Raw genomic sequence first — 19,080 nt, forward strand, 5'->3', positions numbered from 1 at the left:
AACTGGCGGCTTCCGGCCGTCGATCAGCCGCCGATCAACCCCCGGCCAGGGGCTTGCGCATCCGGATCAGGGGCACAGAGTCGCCGCTCGAGGTCGGCGCCTCGAATCGCTCGACCGTCTGGTAGCCGCAGGCCCGGTAGAGCGGCTCGCCGGCGAGGGTGGCGGCGAGTTCGCAGGCGGTGAAGCCCTCGGCGGCCGCGGCAGCTTCGCAATGATCAAGGACGCGCCGACCGACGCCGCGCCGCGTCCAGTCCGGACGCGTGTACATGGCCCGCACGCGCGCTGGATCCCGCCCCGGCTCCAGCATGGCCGGATCGCGGCCGTGGGTGTGATCACCGCCGAACAGGGTCGCCCGGCGGCTCCAGCCGCCGCAGCCCACGATCTGGCCGCCGCTTTCGACGGCGTAATAGGTGCAGTCGGCGATGAGCTGGCGGTCCAGCCCCATGATCTCGAAGGACGCGGCCACCAGGTGCGGCGGCAGGACAGGGCTCAACAGCGCCTCGATCGCCTCGCGCATCAAGGGGGCGAGCACGGGAATGTCCTCCGCCTCGGCGAGGCGCAAACGGATCTCGACGGCCATGGTCAGCTTCCAAGGGGAACGCGGCGCAGGTCCACCCCGCCGCCCCGCGACTTGCCCGGATAACGCCGCATCAAGGCGAACTCACGCTCTCTCGGCCCCACGGTCGTCATCAGCTGCGCCTAGCACAATCGCCGCGCACAAGAAGATCGTTTGGGCGTCGAAAGACGAGCGGAGTCGCGACCAGGCCAAGCCTCTCAGGGAGCGGCGCAGACGAGAGCGCCGTCATGCTTCACCGTCTGGCGCTTCTACTGACCCTGCTCGCGATCTTGACGGTGACGGCGGTCGCCCCGGTTGCAGCCCAGGAGATGCCGACGGTCATGCCGAACAACTACGTGCTGTCGGACATCCTCAACGAGCAACGGGCCGAATCGGCGATCAGCGCGCGCCGATTGGGCGACGCGGCCGTCATACGCTTCCGCAACGAGATGGGTCTCGATCTTCGGCGGCTCCAGCTGACCAGCGCCGGCTTCGTGCCGAGCCGCTAGGATGAGCGCCGAGCCAGCGGGGGCCGCAGCGACGGCGCAAGCGGCCGACCGTCCCGGTTCGACGGAGATGGTCGCACTCATGCGCGTTGAGAGATGGGGTGCTTGCGCTCGGCGTGCGCTGCGCGCCCTGGCCGAGGCGCAGCTTCGTCGCTAACGTCGCCACAACCTATAGGTGGAGCTTCCCTTGCGCTCGCTTCTGCTCGCCCTTGTCGTCGTCGCCGCCCTTGCAGGCGGCGCAGCCAACGCCCAGCCCTCCACCGCACCCGGCGGCCCGTCGGGCGCCGCCCCGCTGATCGAGCGGACCAAGCTGTTCGGCAACCCGACCCGTTCGGCGGGCCGGCTGAGCCCGGACGGCAAGTGGCTCTCGTGGCTCGCCCCGCGCGAGGGGGTCATGAACCTCTGGGTCGCGCCCACCGCCGATCCCGGCCGGGCGCGGCCGCTCACCGCCGAGAAGGTCCGGCCGATCCGGCAGTACTTCTGGGCGCCGGACTCCTCCATGCTGCTGTTCGTCAACGACAAGAACGGGGACGAGAACTTCCTGCTCTATGGCGTCGACGTCGCCACCGGCGCGCAGCGCAGCCTCACTCCGTTCGACAAGACCCGGGTCGAGGTCATCGGCATCAGCCCGCTGGTCAAGGACCGCATCCTGGTCGGGTTGAACAATCGCGACCCGCGCTGGCACGACGTCTTCAGCCTCGAGCTGAAGAGCGGCCAGCTCACCAAGCTCTTGCAGAACGACGGCTTCGCCGGGTTTGGCGTCGACGCCCAGTTGCGGGTCCGAGCGGCGGCCAAGCCGCTGAATGATGGAGGCGTCGCCTATTACCGGGTGGAGAACAACCAGATCGCGGCCCAGCCCGAAGAGACCATCGCCTTTGAGGACGCCCAGACCACGGCGCCGACGGGCTACAGCTACGACGGCAAGATCCGTTACTGGATCGACAGCCGCGGCCGCGACACCGCCGCCCTCGTGGCCCAGGACACCGCGACCGGCGCCCGGACGGCGCTGGCGCAGGACGCCAAGGCCGACGTCAGCGACGCCCTGTCCGATCCGAAGACCGGTCGGGTCCAGGCCTACGGCGTGGAATATCTGAAGTCTCAGTGGACGGCTTTGGATCCGGCGATCCGCGGCGATCTGGAGTTCCTGCAGACCCAGCTGCCGGGCATCTTCGAGGTGACGTCGCGCACCGACGCGGACGACCTCTGGACCGTGGTCAACATTCGGGCGACGGCCCCGCCGACCTTCTATCTCTACGATCGCCGCCCGAAGCGGCTGACCAAGCTCTTCACGACCCGGCCGGAGCTGGAGAAGGTCCGCCTGGCGGACATGCATCCGATCGAGATCCGCACGCGCGACGGGCTGACGGAGGTCTCCTACCTGACCCTGCCGCCGGACAGCGACCCGGCGGGTCGCGGCCGCCCGGCCAAGCCGGTCCCCATGGTTCTGCTGGTTCACGGCGGCCCCTGGGCCCGTGACTCCTACGGCTATTCCGGCATGCCGCAGTGGTTGGCGAACCGCGGCTACGCCGTCCTGCAGGTCAACTACCGCAGCTCGACCGGCTTCGGGAAACGCTACCTGCGGGCCGGCGACATGCAGTGGGGCCGCAAGATGCACGACGACCTGATCGACGCCGTCGACTGGGCCGTGAAGGCCGGCGTGACCACGCCGGAGAAGGTGGCGATCATGGGCGGATCCTACGGCGGCTACGCCACCCTGGCCGGCCTGACCTTCACGCCCACGACCTTCGCCTGCGGGGTCGACATCGTCGGACCGTCGAACCTGAACACCCTGCTGGCCTCGATCCCAGCCTACTGGGAAGCCGGCCGCCGGCAGCTCTATCTCAGCCTCGGCGATCCGGCGACGCCCGAGGGGCAGGCGGCGCTGAAGGCCGCCTCGCCGCTGTTCAAGGCCGAGGCCATCGCCCGCCCGCTGCTGATCGGCCAGGGCGCCAACGACCCGCGGGTGAACGTCCGCGAATCTCAGCAGATCGTCGACGCCATGAGGGCCAAGGGGCTGCCGGTCACCTACATCCTCTTCCCCGACGAGGGCCACGGATTCGCGCGTCCGGAGAACAACATCGCTTTCAACGCGGCGGCGGAGAACTTCCTGCAGGCCTGCCTCGGCGGACGCGCCGAGCCTTTCGGCTCGGCCTTCGCCGGCTCCTCGATCAAGGCGCCCTACGGCGCGAGCTTCACGCCGGGCCTGGCTGCGGCCCTGGGCGGTGCGGCTGCGCCTTAAGGTTTCGCAACCCGTCCGACCGTCGCCACCTCCTCAGCCGAAGAGCCGTCCCTGAACCCGTTTCGGCCTTGCCGAAGGGCTGCAACATCCTGTCGCTATCGCCCCGCCATTTTTCTCACCTGAGAACGGCGGTAGCAGGGTTCGCAGACCAGCGAATCGCCAGCTGCTGGCGCCCGCCGAGATGGACCGGAAGATGGACGAACACTTCGGCTTCAAGGCCGCCAACGACATCGGGCGCGGGGTCGAGCCCGGTCGCCAGAAGCGGCAGCGCACCCGCGAGGACCTGCGCGAGGCCGCCGTCCGTCTGATCCGCAGCGGGCCAACCCCGAATCTCGAGGAGGTCGCGGTCGAAGCACGGGTTTCGCGGGCGACGGCCTATCGCTACTTCCCAAGTGTCGAGGCGCTGCTGCTGGAGGCCATGGTCCACGTCGTCGCCCCGGCGCCGGCGGAGCTGTTCCGCGACGAGCCGAGCGGCGATCCGGCCACCCGCCTGATCCTGATGGACGAGGCGCTGCAGGACGCTGTGCAGGGGCATGAGGCGTCGGTGCGCCAGATGCTGGCCTACGTCCTCCAGCCGGGCGCGCCGCTGCGCCAGGGTCGCCGACCGGAGCTCATCGCCGCGGCCCTGGCGCCCTGCGCCGGTGAATTCACGCCGGAAGCGCTCGAACTCCTCGCCTGCGCCGTCGGCCTCTTTGTCGGCGCGGAGGGGCTGATCGTCGCCAAGGACGTGCTCGGGCTCGACGACGAGGGCGCCCAGCGTGTGAAGCGATGGGCGATCGAAGCCTTGGTCGAGGCGGCGCGCCGTCGCCCCGCCCCGGACGCACAGGCGTAGCGGCGCGGCGCCCGGCCCCTTTATCCTGGAAGTCCCCACCCCGAATAGACGAACCGCCGGCACTCTGAGATCACGTCCGCATCTTCCGGCGCGCCGCCCATGAAGCCGCCGTGCGGGCCCGCTTCGGTGACATGGAGTTCGGCGGCCACGCCGGCGCGGCGAAGCGCGCGATGCATGCGCACCGTGTCGGACAGCAGGAGGTCGCGGGTTCCGCTCGCCAGGATCGTCGGCGGCCAGCCCTTGGTGAAGTCGCCGAAGAGCGGCGAGAGGTAAGGAGTCGTCGGGTCGCTCCCGGCCGCATAGGCGTTCGGCCCCTCTCCCCCGCCGCCGTGGAGGTTCACGTCGAGGTATCTGTTGGTGAGGACGCTGTCCCCCGAATGGGTCATGTCGAGGGCCGGGGTCAGCAGCACGAGCGCGACGGGCAGCGGCAAGCCTTCGTCGCGCGCGCGCAGCATCAGCCCTGCAGCGAGATTGCCGCCGGCCGAGGATCCTCCGACGACCAGATCCGTGGCCTTGTGGCGTTTCAGGATCTCCCGATAGGCCGCCATGCAGTCGTCCAGGCCGGCCGGAAACGGGTGTTCAGGCGCCAGGCGATAGTCGACCGAATAGACTTCCGCGCCGTAGTCCTGCGCCCTCAGCGTCGCCAGCAGCCGGCACATTTCGCCGCCGCCGGAGATGAAGCCGCCGCCGTGGATGTCCATGTAGACGACCTCGGCCAGCCGCCCTTTGCGCCCCTCCGGAACGACCCGATAGAGCTTCGCCCCGCTCGGCAGGGCGATCTCCTCGAGCGAACCCTTGAAGCCGGCGGCGCGCGGCCGAAGAAACTGGACGGCGGCTGCGGATTGGGCCTCCGTGCTGGGCGGCGGGCCGCCGGCGCGAGACCTTTCGGCGATGCGCTTGGCCGCCGCGGCCAGGAAGGCCTGCCCCTGCGGACTGATCGACTTCGGCGGCGGAATGACCTGGGCCGGCACGTGCAGCGCGGTGTCGTCGTTCGACATTGTCCTGTCCTTGGCAAGGGTGGGCCGGGCGGCGCCTGAGGCGCCGAGGAGCACCGTCGTCAGGGCGGCGGCGTGCAGGCGCCGGCGGGTCAGGTCGGGCATGGTTCAGCCGCGGTCCGCGCGGTCCTTGTCGAGATCGCAGCAGGGTTCGGGCTTCCGCTCAGGAGCGAGCCTCGCGCCGCCATGTTTCCTCCCGCGCAGCGTTGTGTCGCCGCTCAAATTGTATGTGAGACATACAGTATGCGCCGAACCGCGATTCCGCAACGCGCCGGCAGGACCTTAGGTCAAACGCCCATGAATGCGGGCGAGCCCCTCCATCATGGCCTTGAGCTCGGCGGCCGTGAAACGGGATGTGATCCGCCGCTCATGAGCATCGACCGCCTGTTTTGCACGCGCCAGGACCGCCCGTCCCTCGGGCGTCAGGCCTAGCTCCTGACGCCGTCGGTCCGCCGCAGACCGGCGGCGGACAACCAGGCCGCGCGCCTCCAGACGAGCCACCAGGGCCATGATGGTGGCGCGGTCGTTCGCCAGATTTGATCCCAGATCCATCTGCGAAAGACCCGGGTTGGCGGCGATGATCTCCAGGGCGCCGTACTGCTTCTGCGTCAGGTCCAGATCGGCCAGGGCCTCGGCGAAGTCACGACGCATCGCCACCTGGGCGAGCCTCAGATGAAACCCCAGAAGCGTTGGCAGGTCGCCAGGATCGAGCCGGTTCTCGCCGGAGATCGATGATCCGGCCGGCTTGCTCGGGTCGCTCATGGACCGACGGCATAGCCGAACCGCGGAGACCGCACAAACGCACCAGGCTCAGCCGCGGCCCGGCTGCGCCTTCAGCGACAGTCCCACCGCCGCGCCCGAGAGCGCGACGGCGCCCGCCAGGACGGCGACCCCGGTCCAGCCGCCACGCTCCCAGAACCAGCCGCCGGCGGAGCCGATCAGGCTCGCGCCAGCATAGTAGAACAGCAGGTAGAGCGAGGTGGCGTGGCCCTTCGAGGCGGTCGCCATCCGCCCGACCCCGCCGCTCGCCACCGAGTGGACGATGAAGAAGCCGACGGTGACCAGGGCGATGCCGATGGCGAACAGCAGCAGCGGCTGGCAGAGGGTGAAGGCGACGCCCGTCACCATGGCGGCGAAGCCCGCCAGCAGCGGAATGCGCCGGTCATGGCGGTCGGCGAACCGACCGGCGATGGGCGAGGCGATGATGCCCAGGCCATAGACCAGGAAGATCAGGCTGCTCTGGGTCTGGGTGAGGCTGTAGGGTGCGGCCTTGAGTCGGAAGCCCGCGTAGTTGAACACGGTGACGAAGACCGCCATCGCCGCGAAGCCGAGGGCGAAGATCCTGAGCAGGCCGATGTTGCGCAGGTGTCCGCCCCAGGCGGCAAGGTGGGACATCGGCTTGAAGCCCGCCTGCCGCACGAAATGCCGCGAGCGGGGCAGCAGGACGATGAAGGCGATCGCCGCCGCCAGGTCCAGCAGCCCGATCATGGCCAGCGCCCAGCGCCAGGAGCCGAACTCGGTCAGAACGCCCATGCCCACCCGCCCCATCATGCCGCCGAAGGCGGTGCCGGCGACGTAGAGGCCCATGGCCGAGCCGAGGTCGTGCGGCTCCATCTCTTCGCCCACATAGGCCATGGCCACCGCGGGAACACCGCCCAGGACGAAGCCTTCGCAGGCGCGGGCCAGCAGCAGCAGGCCCCAGTTGGGCGCCAGCCCCGCGGCGACGTTGAGGATCGCCGCCAGGGCCATCGATCCGAACATCAGCCCACGCCGGCCGAGCGCCTGGGAGAAGGCGCCGGCCACCATGATCGCCACGGCCAGCATGGCGGTCGTCAGCGACAGGGCCAGCGCGCTCTCCGCCGGGCTGACATGAAACGTCGCCACGAATTCCGGCAGCAGGGGCTGGACGCAATAGAGCAGGCTGAAGGTCGAGAAGCCGCCGAGGAAGAGGGCCAGGCTCATTCTGCGGAATTCGGCCGTCCCGGTGGCGACCCGGGGCGGAGGACAGGCGACGGAGATATTCATGAGGGGGCGTGGCGTAGCGATCCGCAGACCTTCCGTCCAACATTTGGCGGGAGCAGTCTTGATATCTTATGGAGAGGGGCTCGGAGATGCGGCGATCCGCGCATACGCCTGCCGGCCTGGAAGGCGGATCAGCCCCTGGAGACGCTTGATGAACGACCTGGAACGGCTGTCCGCGATCGAAGAGATCAAACAGGCCAAGGCCCGGTACTTCCGCGGCGTCGACACCAGCGACGGCGCGCTGGTGCGCGGCGTCCTGGCCGAGGACTGTGTGCTCGACTACATGGGCTGCTGCACCGATCCGGCGACCGGGAAGGACTTCCTGCCCGCCATGAACATCGTGATGCGCGGCGCGGCGTCATGGTCGGACGGCGGCTTCGCCAAGGTCGGGATCGTCAGCGCCCACCATGGCCACAATTCCGAGATCAGCATCACCAGCGACACGACGGCGGAGGCCATCTGGTCGATGACCGACCACCTCTACATGCCGCCCGGCGCGCCGTTCGCCAAGATGATTGGCTACGGCTACTACCACGAGACCTACGAGAAGACGGACGGCCGCTGGAAGATCAAGACGCTGCGCATCCTGCGCACCCGGGTCGAGGCGGCCTGAGCCCTCAGCCCATCGGCTCGAGCAGCTTCGCCAGCGAGTCCTTGGCGGCGAGATGGCCCGGCCGCTCGTGGCCGCCGATGCTGGTGCGGTGCATGACGCGTCCGGCGTCGGTGTAGGGAATGACCCGGTGCATCAGCCCCTCGTTGTTCCAGATCACCAGATCGCCCACCTGCCAGTTGTGGCGATAGACGAAATCGGGCTGCGCCGCCCATTGCTGCAGCCGCCAGAGCAGGGCGCGGCCGTGCGCTCCCGGCATGCCGACGACGCCATCGGCGTGCGTGCCGAGCAGCAGGGATTTGCGCCCGTCCGCATGGGTCCAGACGAGAGGGTGCTCCATGGGCTGGGCCATGCCCCGCCAGCGATCCAGGCGCTCCTGGGGCGGGTGGCCATAGACGGGGCGGATGCTCGCCTCGAGGGTGTGGATCACCCGCAACCCCTCCAGCTGCCGCTTCTCCTCCTCGGGGAGCTGCTCATAGGCGGCGAAGAGATTGGCGAACTCGGTGGCTCCGCCGGTGTTCGACAACTTGCGCGCGGAGAGCACGGTCGCCTTCGGCAACGCCATGTCCAGGGTGACGCCGTCGACGTGCCAGAAGAAGGTGCCGAGCACATAGTCCGGCTCGGTGTTGATCTTCTTGTCCAGGGTGACCTTGTAGACGTCCGGCGCCGAGGCGTCGGAACCAGGCACGCGACGCGTGAAGTTGACGCGTTCGCCGAGCCGGTCGGTGAAGGCGAGCTGCTCGGCGTCGCTGACGGCGATCTGTGGGATGACCAGCACGCCGCGCTCCTCGAGGGCGGTGCGAACGGCCTCCACCACTTCGTCGTCGCACAGGTGCGCCTTGTCGACCCGCACGACGCCGCCGATCAGCGGCTTGATGGGTTCGATGGTCACGCTCATCTCCGTATCCTCCCGTAATCTTATTGTTTTCTGTTCGACAGGTGGTGCGTTCACCGACCCGAGTCCAGGGACCTCAGCCGGCGTCGAGAAGCCGCTTCACCTCGGCGACGTATTCAATGTGGGCGTCGATATCGCCGCCCAGTCCCTTGCCCATCGACGGCACGCAGCCATGGGTGCCGCCGGCGTCACGCCAGATCTTGAGGTGGTCGGCCGCCTCCTGCGGATCGCGGGCGAAGATGGCGAGCAGCTCGCGGCCGAAGCCTTCCTCCGGGCGACCGAGCGCGCCCAGGTGATGCCTGACCCGCGCCCAGGCCTCGACGGCGCCGGCCCCCGGGGCGGCGAAGATGAAGCCGTCGCCGAGCTGGGCGCCGCGCTCATAGGCGGGCTCCGAATGGCCGCCGAGCCAGATGGGGATCTGCCGGCGCGGTCGAGGATTGATCCCCGCCCGATCGATCCGGTCGAACCGGCCTTCGAAGCTGACGATCGGCTCGGCCCAGAGCTGGCGCAGGAAGCCGATCTGCTCGTCGATCCGCTTGCCGCGGGTCTTGAAGTCCTGGCCGAGGGCGTCGAACTCCACATAGTTCCAGCCAATGCCGACCCCCAGCCTCAGCCGCTCGCGCGACAGCAGGTCGACGTCCGCCGCCTGCTGCGCCACCAGCACCGTCTGGCGCTGCGGCAGCACCAGCACGCCTGTGGCGAACTCGAGCTTGTCGGTGACCGCCGCGGCGAAACCGAACAGCACGAACGGGTCGTGAAAGGTGTCCTTGTCCGTATAAGGCCCGGTGAGCTTCGGCTCGCGCCCCTCGTGCGGGCATTTGACCACGTGGTCGTAGGCCATCATGTGCGCGTACCCGAGGTCCTCGGCGGCGCGGATGAACTTGCGAACCGCATCCGGATCGCCGGCGACTTCCGTGACGGGGTACGAAACGCCGATCTTCATAGGCACTGACCTTCTCGCCGACCGCGCCGGGAAGCTCCCCTCCCCTTGTGCGCACTCTTCTTGTCGAGAGGGATACCTCAGGCGCGCGCCATAGCGCCAAGACAATACGTGTCCCTATCTATGCCTGCCGGCTATACCTGAGGGGGACCGGCTCAGTCCCCCGCGATCACCACCTTGCCGAAGTGGCTGCGGCCTTCGAGGCGCCGGTAGGCCTGGAGGGCTTCGGAGAAGGGGAAGACCCGGTCGATCACCGGACGCATCTGGGCGACCTCCATCGCCGAGAGCAGGGCGCTGAGGTCGGCGCGGCTGCCGACCGCGACCCCATGGACGGCCAGGCCCGGGCGCATCAGCAGCCGGGGACTAATCTCGCCGGCCAGGCCGCCGACGTAGCCGACCAGGGCGACCTGCGCGCCCATGCCGGCGCAGGCGAGCGACTGTTCGAGCGTTCCCGGACCGCCGACCTCGACGATCCGGTCGACGCCGCGGCCGCCGGTCAGATCGCGCACCGCCGCGCCCCAGGCCGGGGTCTCGACATAGTTGACGACGCTGTCAGCCCCCAGCGCCTTCAGGCGCTCGGCCTTGTCGGCGGACGAGGTGGTGGCGATCACCTTGCAGCCGAACATGCGGGCGAGCTGCAGGGCGAAGATCGAAACGCCGCCCGACCCCTGCACCAGGACAGTCTGGCCCGCCCGCAAGGGCGGACCGCAGGTGAGGCTGGTCCAGGCGGTGACGCCGGCGCAGGCCAGGGTCGCGCCCTCCTGATAGCTGAGATAGTCCGGCAGCCGCACCACGCCCTGCTGGTCGAGCAGCACATATTCGGCCAGCAGCCCGTCGACGACGCCGCCCAGCATGCCGCGCATGAACTCGGGCTCCGCCGGGCCGGAGAGCCAGGTCTGGTGGAACGACGGAACCACCCGGTCGCCGACCTTGACCCGGTAGACCCCTGCCCCGACCTCGACCACCTCGCCGGCGCCGTCCGACACCGGGATCAGGCCCGGACGCAGGCCCGGATGCTCGTTGCGGGCGACGACCAGGTCGCGATAGTTCAGCGCGTTCGCGCGGATCCGGACCACGACCTGGCCGGGCCCCGGCGTGGGCGCCGCGTCCTCGCCCAGCCTCAGGCTGGCCAGATCGTCTCCGAAGGCGTCGAAATGGTAGGCTTTCATGCGAACACCAGTTCCCCGGCCATGCTTCCTCCCGCTCGTTTTTGAGTTCGGCGCTGCGCTTAGATAGCCCACCGGCGGGGCCCGCAAGTCAGTCAAAATACGTCGGCTGATATAGCGCCAAGCTATACCAGCGCCGTCGCGCGACGGCCTCCGCTCCGCCTTGCCTGTGCGTCCAGCCCCGCATATCACCGGGGCAGTTTGCGTCTTCGGGCTATGCCCGAAGGCTATATTACCGAGGGCGACAGCGCGTGGACTTCAAGCGGCTCGGCTACTTCATAACCATCTCCGAGCATGGCTCGCTCAGCCGCGCCGCCGAACACCTGCACATCGCCCAGCCCTCGCTCAGCCGGCAGATGCGGCTGCTGGAAGAGGAGCTCGGCGTGGTCCTCTTCACCCGCGGGCGACGCGGCATGCAGCTGACCGAGGCTGGCGAGACGCTGCGCGCGCGGATCACCGGTCCGCTGCGCCAGGTCGGGCACGCGCTGAACGAAGTCCGCGCCCTGCCGTCGGAGCCGGGCGGAACCGTCGTCTTCGGCATGCCGCCGACCACGGTCTATGTCCTGGCCGGGCCGCTGGCGCGCCGGGTGGCGAGCTTTGCGCCGAACATCTCCCTGCAGATCGTCGACGGCTCGTCGGGTCCCCTGCTGGACGGGCTGCAGCGGGGAAAGCTGGATGCGGCCATCCTCTATGGCCCTCCCACCCCGGTCGGGGTGAATGCGGCCAAGCTGCTGGAGGACGAGCTGATGCTGGTCGGGCCGCCGGATTCGCCGCTGCGGCCGGACCAGCCGGTCGACTTCGCCCGGCTCGCCGAGCTGCCGCTGGTGCTGCCCAGCCATCCGCACGGACTGCGGATGGCCCTGGACGCCGCCGCGACGAAGGCCCGGTGCAAGCTCAACGTGAAGATCCAGGCCGACTCCTCCCAGCTGATGAAGGAGCTGGTGGAATCCGGCCTGGGCTACACCGCGCTGCCCGTCTCCAGCTTCAACCGCGAGGCCGTCAGCGGTCGGCTCACCTGGGCGCCGATCGTCAATCCGAAGGTCACGCGCCAGCTGTTCCTGGCCATGCAATCGTCCGCCGAGTCGCCCCGCGCAGTGCTGCAGGTCGAGGAGTTCGTCCGCCAGGAAGTCGCCGCCCTCGCGGCCGACGGCCGTTGGCCGGTCGCGCGCCTGTTCGACATCGGCGATTCCTGAGCGCGGCCTACAGCCCCTCGACGAAGATGGCGCGATAGTCCGCGGCCTTCTGCCGATGCGGCAGGGCGGCCTGATAGGCCGGGCTCTCGTACCAGGCCTTGGCGTCTTCGATCGTCGGGAACTGCAGCATGATCACGCCGTCGGGCGCCTGCCCCTCCAGCGGATGGACGGCGCCGTAGACGACCAGGGGCGTCAGCTTCCAGTCGCCACCCGCCATCTCGCGGGTCTGGCGGGAGTATTCCGCCAGCTCGGCGGCGTCGCGGACCGGGCTCTCGCGATAGACGATCAGATAGGCGGGCATGCGGGGCGTCCTCCGTCGCTCTCTTCTGGGGAGACTGTCGGAAGCTTCACTAGCCCAGCCGCAGGTCGCGCGGATAAGACAATATCCGTCGCCTGCCATGCCGATCGCCTATCCCACCGGGGCTGACAGCGCCCCGGCAGGATCCGCTTGGGTCACCAGCGCACGGTGGCCTGGAGCGCCACCTCGCGCGGCCGGTTGAAGAAGCCCACGTACTGGTTCGGGTTGCCGCTGCCGGACCAGCCGATGGTGTTGAGCATGTAGTAGGAATTCGTCAGGTTCCGGCCGATCAGGGCCACGTCCCAATTCCCCTCCTGAGGCCCCAGGCGCGCGCCGGCGTTCAACAGCCAGTAAGCCTTCTGATGGCCTCCAGGCGCGTAGTCAGTGGCGGCCTGGTATGACGAGCTGTGGCTGGCCTGGGCCGTGAAGGTGGTGTCCCAGTCCGCGAGCAGCTGCGGCTTGTAGTCGGCGCCGAAGCTGTAGGTGAACTTCGGCGCACGGAGCAGGTACTTGCCGGTGAGGTCCTGACGGCCGCCGTTACACTGCCCAGGGGCCGTTCCCGTCGGTTGGCCCACATAGCATTGCGCCCCCGGGTAGCTCCGGTACCTGGCGCGGTTGTAGCCGAAATTGCCCCTCAAGGTGAGGTCGTCCGTCGCCAGCCATTCGCCCGAGCCCTGCACGCCCTCGATGCGGGCGGAGGCGGCGTTGCCGATGGTGAAGCTGATCGTCTCCGCATTATAGGAGACGACCTGCAGGTCCTTGTAATTGTAGCGATAGGCGACGAGATCGTAGCGCAGCCTGCGGTCCAGCGTGGTCGCCTTGTAGCCGACCTCGAAGCCGCGGGCCTTCTCCGGCTTGAATTTCACATTGTCCGGGGTCGCGTTGGCGAAGACCAGATACTGGTTGGAGATGCCGCCGGCTTTGTAGCCGGTCTTGTACGCGGCGTACAAAGTCCGGTTCGCTTCAGGGCGCCAGCTGAGCGTCACCTCCGGCGAAATGTCGTTGTCGCTGAACTTCGACCGCAGCACCTGGCCCGAGGGCAAGAGCGCCCGGCCCGTCGCGCTGTTCGGGTTGTTCGCGGCGTTGACGATCGCGCTCCTCTTCTCGTCGTGAGCCCACCGCGCGCCGGCCGCCAGCTCCAGGGTCGGGACGATGTTCCAGCGGACCTGGCCGAACGCCGAATAGTACTCGCCGCGCGAGTTCGACGACATGTTGGTCAGCGTGTAGTTCCCCGCCGCCGGATTGAAGACGTGGAACAGGTCCGGCGCATTGAAGAACGGCCGGACGAAGTGCTCGTAATAGGCCCCGCCCATAAAATTGACCGGACCGTCGAAATCGGTGTCCACCCGGACCTCCTGCGTCACCAGCCGGTATGACTCCTTGCTGGCCGCCCAGATGGACGCATACGGACTCCAGTCGGAGACATTCATCTGCTGGACCGTCTGGTTGTAGTAACCAGTCGTCGAGGTCAGCGTCAGTCTGTCGAGCTTCTTGTTGAAGGTCAGCGCCGCGAGGCTGAACTTGGAGCGGAAATAGGGCTCGCCGCCGTTGGCGTAGGGGAAGTTGGCGGCGAACTCCGGCGCGACCGCGCCGTGCGACTTCACCATGTCCTTCTTGCAGTCGGCGCCCGGCAGGGGAACCACGCCCGCCAACACCGGCTGCGTCTGGCCGTTGATGCAGAAGGGCTCGGTCATCGCATTGCCGGCGTTGCGGGTCTGCGAGTTCATCATCAGCTTGAACTTGGCGTCGAAGTCCGCCGTCGGCGTCCACAGCAGGGTGAGGCGTCCGGAGTAGTCGTGGCCGGCGGGACCCCGCTCGCCCATGGTGGCGCCCGGATCGGTCACGGCCGGATTGAGGAAGTCCTGGATCGGCTGGGCGACGTTGCGGATCCAGCCGTCCTGTTTGCTGGCGCGGAAGGCCAGCCGGGCCTTCAGGGTGTCGGTGAGCGGGCCGGATACCGCGCCCTCGAGGAATCGCTGGTCGGCTCTGAACTCGTAGCCGGCGGTCAGATAGCCTTCGTAGCGGTCGGTCGGATCCACCGAGCGGAGCGAAACGACGCCGGCGGGGGAATTCTTGCCGAAGAACAGGGCCTGCGGCCCTTGCAGCACCTGGACCTGCTGGACGTCGAAGATGGCCGCCGAGATGACCTGCCCGCGGCTGATCGGCACGTCGTCGACCTCGATCGCCACGCTCTGGTCGAGCCCGGCGTCGTTCGACGCCGAACTGACGCCGCGGACGGTGATGATGGCGCCGGTGCCGGAGCCGCCCTGAGACATGCTGACCTGCGGCGCCAGCTCGCCGATCTTGGCGAGATCGCTGGCGAGGTTGTTCTTGAGCTGCTCAGCCGAGACGACGGAAACGGCGACCGGAACCCGCTGCAGCGACTCTTCCCGTTTCCGCGCGGTGACGATGATCTCTTCGAGTTGCGCCCCGTCCCCGGATCCGCTCGCCCCGGCCGGATCGGTCTGCGCCATCGCCGACGTCACGGCGAAAAGCGAAACGGTCCCGCACAGGACCGGCACGGCAAGCCTGCCCATCTTCCCTCCCTTGGATCTTTTTATCGTTGGGGCCCCGCGCGCCGCGGGATCCCGTTCTGCGTGAATTGTGGCGGGAAACACGCTTAAGGCAAGCGACCTCCCCTCCCCGGCCGGCGCGGGGCCTAGGCCGCGTCAGGCAAGACGCCTGACGCGGCGGCCGTGATCAGAACTTCGCGCCGAGCTCGACGCCATAGGTGGCGGGCGAACCCCAGACGCTGCCGATGCCGAGCGTATTGAAGAGAACCTGGCTCTGGTAGCGCTTGTTGGTGACGTTGTCGCCGAACACCGCGACCGTATAGCGATCGGAAGGGTCGACCCATTGCGCGCGCAGCGACAGGATCTCGTAGGCCTTCTGCTTGAACTGCTCTGACGGATCAAAGAAGAGCGACGACGAGTAGTACAGGTTGCCGGACAGCGTCAGACGGCCGCCGGCGAGGTCCAGCCCGTAGTTGGCGCCGACATTGCCGGTGAAGCTGGGCGAGCGCTGCATCTTCAGGCCGGACGCGTCCGTCGTCGTCTGGGTGAGCGAGCCAGGCCCGATGGCGCCGCAGACCATGTCGCTGGGCGCGACCGCCACCGGGTCGCAGTAGCTGTAGTAGGGCGCATTGCGGAAGGACTTGTATCGTGCGTGGGTCCAGGCCGCGCCCCCGTTCACGTTGAAGTCCGCCGTCACGCGATAGCGGAACTGCCCCTCCACGCCATAGATCTCGGAGGTGGCCGCGTTGGTGATCATCGCCGCGCCGTTCTGATAGCTCGAAACCTGCAGGTTCTTGTAGTCGTAGTAGTAGCTGGCCAGGTCGAACGAGAAACTGCTGTCGGAATATTTGTAGCCGACTTCGTAGGCGTTGATCTTTTCAGGCTCGACAGGGACCTGCGACAGCCCGCCGACGTTCAGGATGCCGGCCTTGTAGCCCCGGGTGAACGACGCATAGAGGCTCGAATTTTCGTTCGGCTTGTAGCGGATCACAGCGCGCGGCGTGAAGCTGTTGTTCTTCAGCCTCTTGACCGGAATGACCGTCTCCGGGGGCAGTCCGGCGGTCGAGACAGGGTTTCCGTCCGGGCCCTCATAGGCCGTCGTCGTGAAATTGGTCCGGAAATAGGCCTCGGTGACCAGGTCGTGGCTGTAGCGCCCGCCAGCCGTGAAGTACCACTTCTCCGACAGCTGATAGGTCGCATCGACGAAGGCTGCATAGGATTTCGTCGTTGTTCCCGAACCGCCGAAGGGAAGGAAGGGCGGGGCGCCGAAGGCGGCGCCGATATCCCAGATGTCCTTGTTCTGGAAGTAGTTGACGCCTGCAGTCCACTGCAGGGCCGTGCCCGCCTTCGAGTTCAGCAGGAATTCCTGCGAGAGGGTCTTGTTGTCAATATCGATATCGATGAAGAAGAACGGCAAAGCCGTGGCGTCCAGATCTCCGTTATTGTCCGAACGATCCTCACGATACTGGGTGTAGGACGTCAGGTCGGCGAATCCGAGGTCCGCCTTGATCGTCGCTTGCAGGGTGTCCGACTTGTTCGTGAAAACCAGCTTGTCGCCGGACGCGATCTTATTCGGGTCGATCGTGTAGGATCCAGGAATGGTCGGAGCATAGAAATAGATCAGCGGCACGCCGGCCGAGCTGGACTTGCCGTAGAACGCCTGGCCGGCGGCCGAGACCTTGCTGAAGAAGCCGGCCTGTCCGCTGCGGTCGAGATAGGCGTTGGACAGCTGCAAGGTCGGATCGTCGGTTTCCGAATGGGTGTAACGCAGGAGCCCGGACACCGAATCCGTGAACTGCACCTTCGCGCCCGTGCGGATCGACCAGTTCTCGAACTTGCCGACGTGGTGGTCGTCGTTGACGATATTGGTCTTGAAGCTGTCGCCCTTGCGATAGACCCCCTCGATATCTACAGCGACCTTGTCGCCGACGCCCGTCGTCCCGTAGCCCTGGAGGGTGACGGTGTTGAAGCGCGCGTAGCTGGCCTTGAGCTCGCCAGCAGGATCGCTGTCCGGATCGGCGGTCGTCACCAGGATGGCGCCGCCCGTGGTGTTGCGGCCGAACAGCGTGCCCTGCGGTCCCTTCAGGACCTGGATGTTCCGCACCTTCAGGAGCTGGAAGTCGGCGACCTGGGAGTTCGACTGGAAGAAGCCGTCCACATAGATGCCGACGTTCGGGCCGCCGCCCGAGGTGCTGACCGCCGTGCCCACGCCGCGGATGGTCGGCTGCACGAAGGTGCCCGCCGAATCGAAGCGCAGCGACGGCGTCAGCTTGGTGATATCCGACAACTGATTGGCGTTGGCCACCGCCAGCTGGCTCTGGTTCAAGGTGGTGATGGTGATCGGCACGTCGCGCGACGCTTCAGAGCGCCGCTGCGCCGTCACGATGACTTCGCTGACCTGGCTGGCGCCTTCGTCTTTCGCCTGGGCATAGGCTGAGACCGGCATGAGGGTGCCCAAGGCGACCAGCACGGCCGACGAGCCGAGCAAAGCATTCATTCGCATGTAGTTCTCCCCGATATTTGCTGGGTTGCGAGTGAGCTTGCCGGTTTGACCCTTGGCCGCTTGCAGGCGTCTCGCAATCGGTTGTTGCAGGCAGGATCGCACTATTTGCCGCGCGCGCGCCACGGAGAATTCAGCAACAGGCCGATACCGTCAGCGCCCGGACATATCGGGAGCGGCCCTCGAGCCGCCCCCTCCGACATGTTCGAGCCGTTGCGGCGGCGAGAGGCCCTGTGCGGGCCCTTCGACCCAGCCTCACCCCGCCATGAACTGGCCGCCGTTGATCGCCAGGGTGGCGCCGGTCACATAGCCCGCCCGTTCGCCGGCCAGGAAGGCCACCACGTCGGCGATCTCCTCGCCGGTGCCGAGCCGGCCGACCGGGATCTGGTCGATGATCGACTGCAGCACCTTCTCTGGCACCGCCTGCACCATCTCGGTGTCGATATAGCCCGGCGCGATGGCGTTCACCGTCACCCCCTTCTTGGCGTTCTCCAGGGCCAGCGCCTTGGTGAAGCCCAGCATGCCGGCCTTGGCGGTGGAATAGTTGCTCTGGCCGATCTGGCCCTTCTGGCCGTTGACCGAGGAGATGTTGACGATCCGGCCCCAGCCGCGCTCGCGCATGCCTTCGATCACCTGGCGGGTCATGTTGTAGAGACTGTCCATGTTCACCCGGACGACCTCGCCCCACTGCTCGGGCGACATGCGGTGGAAGACGGTGTCGCGGGTGATGCCGGCGTTGTTGACCAGCACGTCCACCGGGCCGAGCTGGGCCTCGACCTTGGCGATCGCGCTCTGGCAGTCCTCGAGCACCCCGACGTTGCCCCTGACCACCATGACGCCTAACTCGCGGGCGCAGGCTTCGGCGGCGGCCTCGTTGCCGGAATAGCCGGCGGCGACCTTCAGGCCGTCGGCCTTCAGGCGCGTCACTATCGCAAGGCCGATGCCCCGCGTCCCGCCCGTCACGAACGCCACTCTTGTCATCTGAAGCCCTCCCAGTGCTCTTCGCACAGACGACCGACGCCGCCTTAATTGTACAAAGCGCCACAGTATCGGAAAGGTTGCAGATTATTGCAGCCCTGTCACGAGGTGGGCGAACGGAACGCCCGCCCGGCGAAACAGGCGTCCGACAAGCCTGCTCAGCGTGCGGAAAGTCCCAGGCTCCCGGGCGGCGGGCGCAGCCGGATCGCGTTCTGATAGAAGGCCACCTGGTGGTAGTGGCCGATCAGGAACGGCAGCTCGATCAGCTGCAGCTGGTCGAGGAATTTCGCCAGGTCGGCCCAGGTCTCGTCGGAGATCATGGCGTCGGCATGCAGCTCCTCCACCGCGCGCAGGATCGCCCGGTCGTTCGCGCTCCAGGCGGGATCCGACGACCCGCGGGTGACGCGCTCGATCTCCTCCTGGGTCACGCCGCAGCGCTGGCCGATCGCGACATGCTCGGCCCACTCGAATGGCGCCCGGCACAGCCATCCGGTGCGCAGGATGGCGAGCTCCCGGTCGCGCGGCGAAATCACGCCCTTGAGCAGCTGCAGCCCGTAGTCGCCGAACGCCCGATAGAGGCCGGTATGGCGCAGGATCGTCGACATATAGTCCGGGACCTCGGTCATCCCATCGGGGTCGAGGCCCACGGCGCGGCGGATGTCGCGCACGGTCTCCATCGCCTCGGGGCCCATCTCCTCCGCCGTCATCGGCGGCAGCCGCGGTGGCTTGCCGGTGATCAGCGCCTCGCGCTCGGCCAGGGCGGCGGGTTCAAAAGCGGCGTCTCCGCGGCTCGCATCGTTCGGCATGTCGTTCCCTCAATCCAACACCGGCCGCTCT

General features: G+C 67.8%; 17 protein-coding genes. 5 read left to right on the forward strand and 12 right to left on the reverse strand.

The window, feature by feature from the left end; genetic code table 11:
• Positions 1-34: 34 nt before the first annotated feature.
• Positions 35-580 carry a GNAT family N-acetyltransferase gene (locus ACSQ2B_RS24415; protein ID WP_436054000.1) on the reverse strand — a complete coding sequence of 182 codons (546 nt, stop codon included), beginning with the start codon at positions 578-580 and terminating at the stop codon, positions 35-37.
• Between the two features lie 224 nt (positions 581-804).
• Here ACSQ2B_RS24415 and ACSQ2B_RS24420 point away from each other — a divergent pair, with 224 nt between their 5' ends.
• The 3 genes from ACSQ2B_RS24420 to ACSQ2B_RS24430 all read left to right on the forward strand — a co-directional run bounded on the left by ACSQ2B_RS24420 (position 805) and on the right by ACSQ2B_RS24430 (position 4,133).
• Entirely contained in the window at positions 805-1,065 is a 261-nt protein-coding gene (locus tag ACSQ2B_RS24420) for a hypothetical protein (RefSeq protein ID WP_436054001.1), read from the forward strand.
• 184 nt (positions 1,066-1,249) lie between these two features.
• On the forward strand, positions 1,250-3,301 hold the full coding sequence (locus ACSQ2B_RS24425; RefSeq protein ID WP_436054002.1) for a S9 family peptidase: 2,052 nt from the start codon (positions 1,250-1,252) through the stop codon (positions 3,299-3,301).
• Positions 3,302-3,494: 193 nt separating this feature from the next.
• Complete coding sequence (locus ACSQ2B_RS24430) at positions 3,495-4,133, forward strand: TetR/AcrR family transcriptional regulator (protein ID WP_436054003.1); 639 nt, start codon at positions 3,495-3,497, stop codon at positions 4,131-4,133.
• A gap of 20 nt (positions 4,134-4,153) precedes the next feature.
• On the opposite strand, the gene ACSQ2B_RS24435 is transcribed toward ACSQ2B_RS24430, so the two are convergent.
• The 3 genes from ACSQ2B_RS24435 to ACSQ2B_RS24445 form a co-directional block, all read right to left on the reverse strand.
• Complete coding sequence (locus ACSQ2B_RS24435) at positions 4,154-5,233, reverse strand: alpha/beta hydrolase fold domain-containing protein (protein WP_436054004.1); 1,080 nt, start codon at positions 5,231-5,233, stop codon at positions 4,154-4,156.
• A 177-nt stretch (positions 5,234-5,410) separates the two neighbouring features.
• Positions 5,411-5,890 carry a MarR family winged helix-turn-helix transcriptional regulator gene (locus tag ACSQ2B_RS24440; protein WP_436054005.1) on the reverse strand — a complete coding sequence of 160 codons (480 nt, stop codon included), beginning with the start codon at positions 5,888-5,890 and terminating at the stop codon, positions 5,411-5,413.
• A 48-nt stretch (positions 5,891-5,938) separates the two neighbouring features.
• Positions 5,939-7,090 carry an MFS transporter gene (locus ACSQ2B_RS24445; RefSeq protein WP_436054006.1) on the reverse strand — a complete coding sequence of 384 codons (1,152 nt, stop codon included), beginning with the start codon at positions 7,088-7,090 and terminating at the stop codon, positions 5,939-5,941.
• Between the two features lie 211 nt (positions 7,091-7,301).
• Between ACSQ2B_RS24445 and ACSQ2B_RS24450 the strand changes: the two genes are divergently transcribed.
• The gene (locus tag ACSQ2B_RS24450; RefSeq protein ID WP_436054007.1) at positions 7,302-7,763 is read left to right on the forward strand and encodes a nuclear transport factor 2 family protein; all 462 of its coding nucleotides are present in this window, start codon (positions 7,302-7,304) and stop codon (positions 7,761-7,763) included.
• Between the two features lie 4 nt (positions 7,764-7,767).
• On the opposite strand, the gene ACSQ2B_RS24455 is transcribed toward ACSQ2B_RS24450, so the two are convergent.
• The 3 genes from ACSQ2B_RS24455 to ACSQ2B_RS24465 form a co-directional block, all read right to left on the reverse strand.
• Positions 7,768-8,658, reverse strand: coding sequence for a TauD/TfdA dioxygenase family protein (locus ACSQ2B_RS24455; protein ID WP_436054008.1), 891 nt, complete (start codon positions 8,656-8,658; stop codon positions 7,768-7,770).
• Positions 8,659-8,731: 73 nt separating this feature from the next.
• A complete protein-coding gene (locus ACSQ2B_RS24460) occupies positions 8,732-9,598 on the reverse strand; it encodes an LLM class F420-dependent oxidoreductase (protein WP_436054009.1) in 867 nt (288 codons plus the stop codon).
• A gap of 152 nt (positions 9,599-9,750) precedes the next feature.
• Entirely contained in the window at positions 9,751-10,764 is a 1,014-nt protein-coding gene (locus ACSQ2B_RS24465; RefSeq protein ID WP_436054010.1) for a zinc-dependent alcohol dehydrogenase family protein, read from the reverse strand.
• Positions 10,765-11,012: 248 nt separating this feature from the next.
• On the opposite strand from ACSQ2B_RS24465, the gene ACSQ2B_RS24470 reads away from it, so the two are divergent.
• Positions 11,013-11,954 (forward strand): LysR family transcriptional regulator, encoded by a 942-nt coding sequence (locus ACSQ2B_RS24470; protein ID WP_436054011.1) that lies wholly within the window; start codon positions 11,013-11,015, stop codon positions 11,952-11,954.
• Between the two features lie 7 nt (positions 11,955-11,961).
• Here ACSQ2B_RS24470 and ACSQ2B_RS24475 read toward each other — a convergent pair whose 3' ends face one another.
• From ACSQ2B_RS24475 to ACSQ2B_RS24495, 5 genes are all read right to left on the reverse strand, one after another.
• The gene (locus ACSQ2B_RS24475) at positions 11,962-12,255 is read right to left on the reverse strand and encodes a DUF1330 domain-containing protein (RefSeq protein ID WP_436054012.1); all 294 of its coding nucleotides are present in this window, start codon (positions 12,253-12,255) and stop codon (positions 11,962-11,964) included.
• A 152-nt stretch (positions 12,256-12,407) separates the two neighbouring features.
• The gene (locus ACSQ2B_RS24480) at positions 12,408-14,789 is read right to left on the reverse strand and encodes a TonB-dependent receptor (protein WP_436054013.1); all 2,382 of its coding nucleotides are present in this window, start codon (positions 14,787-14,789) and stop codon (positions 12,408-12,410) included.
• A gap of 163 nt (positions 14,790-14,952) precedes the next feature.
• Positions 14,953-17,268, reverse strand: coding sequence for a TonB-dependent receptor (locus ACSQ2B_RS24485; RefSeq protein WP_436054014.1), 2,316 nt, complete (start codon positions 17,266-17,268; stop codon positions 14,953-14,955).
• A gap of 252 nt (positions 17,269-17,520) precedes the next feature.
• Positions 17,521-18,246, reverse strand: a complete 726-nt coding sequence (phbB, locus tag ACSQ2B_RS24490; protein ID WP_436054015.1) for an acetoacetyl-CoA reductase — start codon at positions 18,244-18,246, stop codon at positions 17,521-17,523.
• A 155-nt stretch (positions 18,247-18,401) separates the two neighbouring features.
• A complete protein-coding gene (locus tag ACSQ2B_RS24495; protein WP_436054016.1) occupies positions 18,402-19,049 on the reverse strand; it encodes a carboxymuconolactone decarboxylase family protein in 648 nt (215 codons plus the stop codon).
• Positions 19,050-19,080 lie beyond the last annotated feature (31 nt).

The organism is Phenylobacterium sp. LjRoot225 (genome assembly GCF_964252855.1).
In the GTDB taxonomy this organism is placed as follows: domain Bacteria; phylum Pseudomonadota; class Alphaproteobacteria; order Caulobacterales; family Caulobacteraceae; genus Phenylobacterium.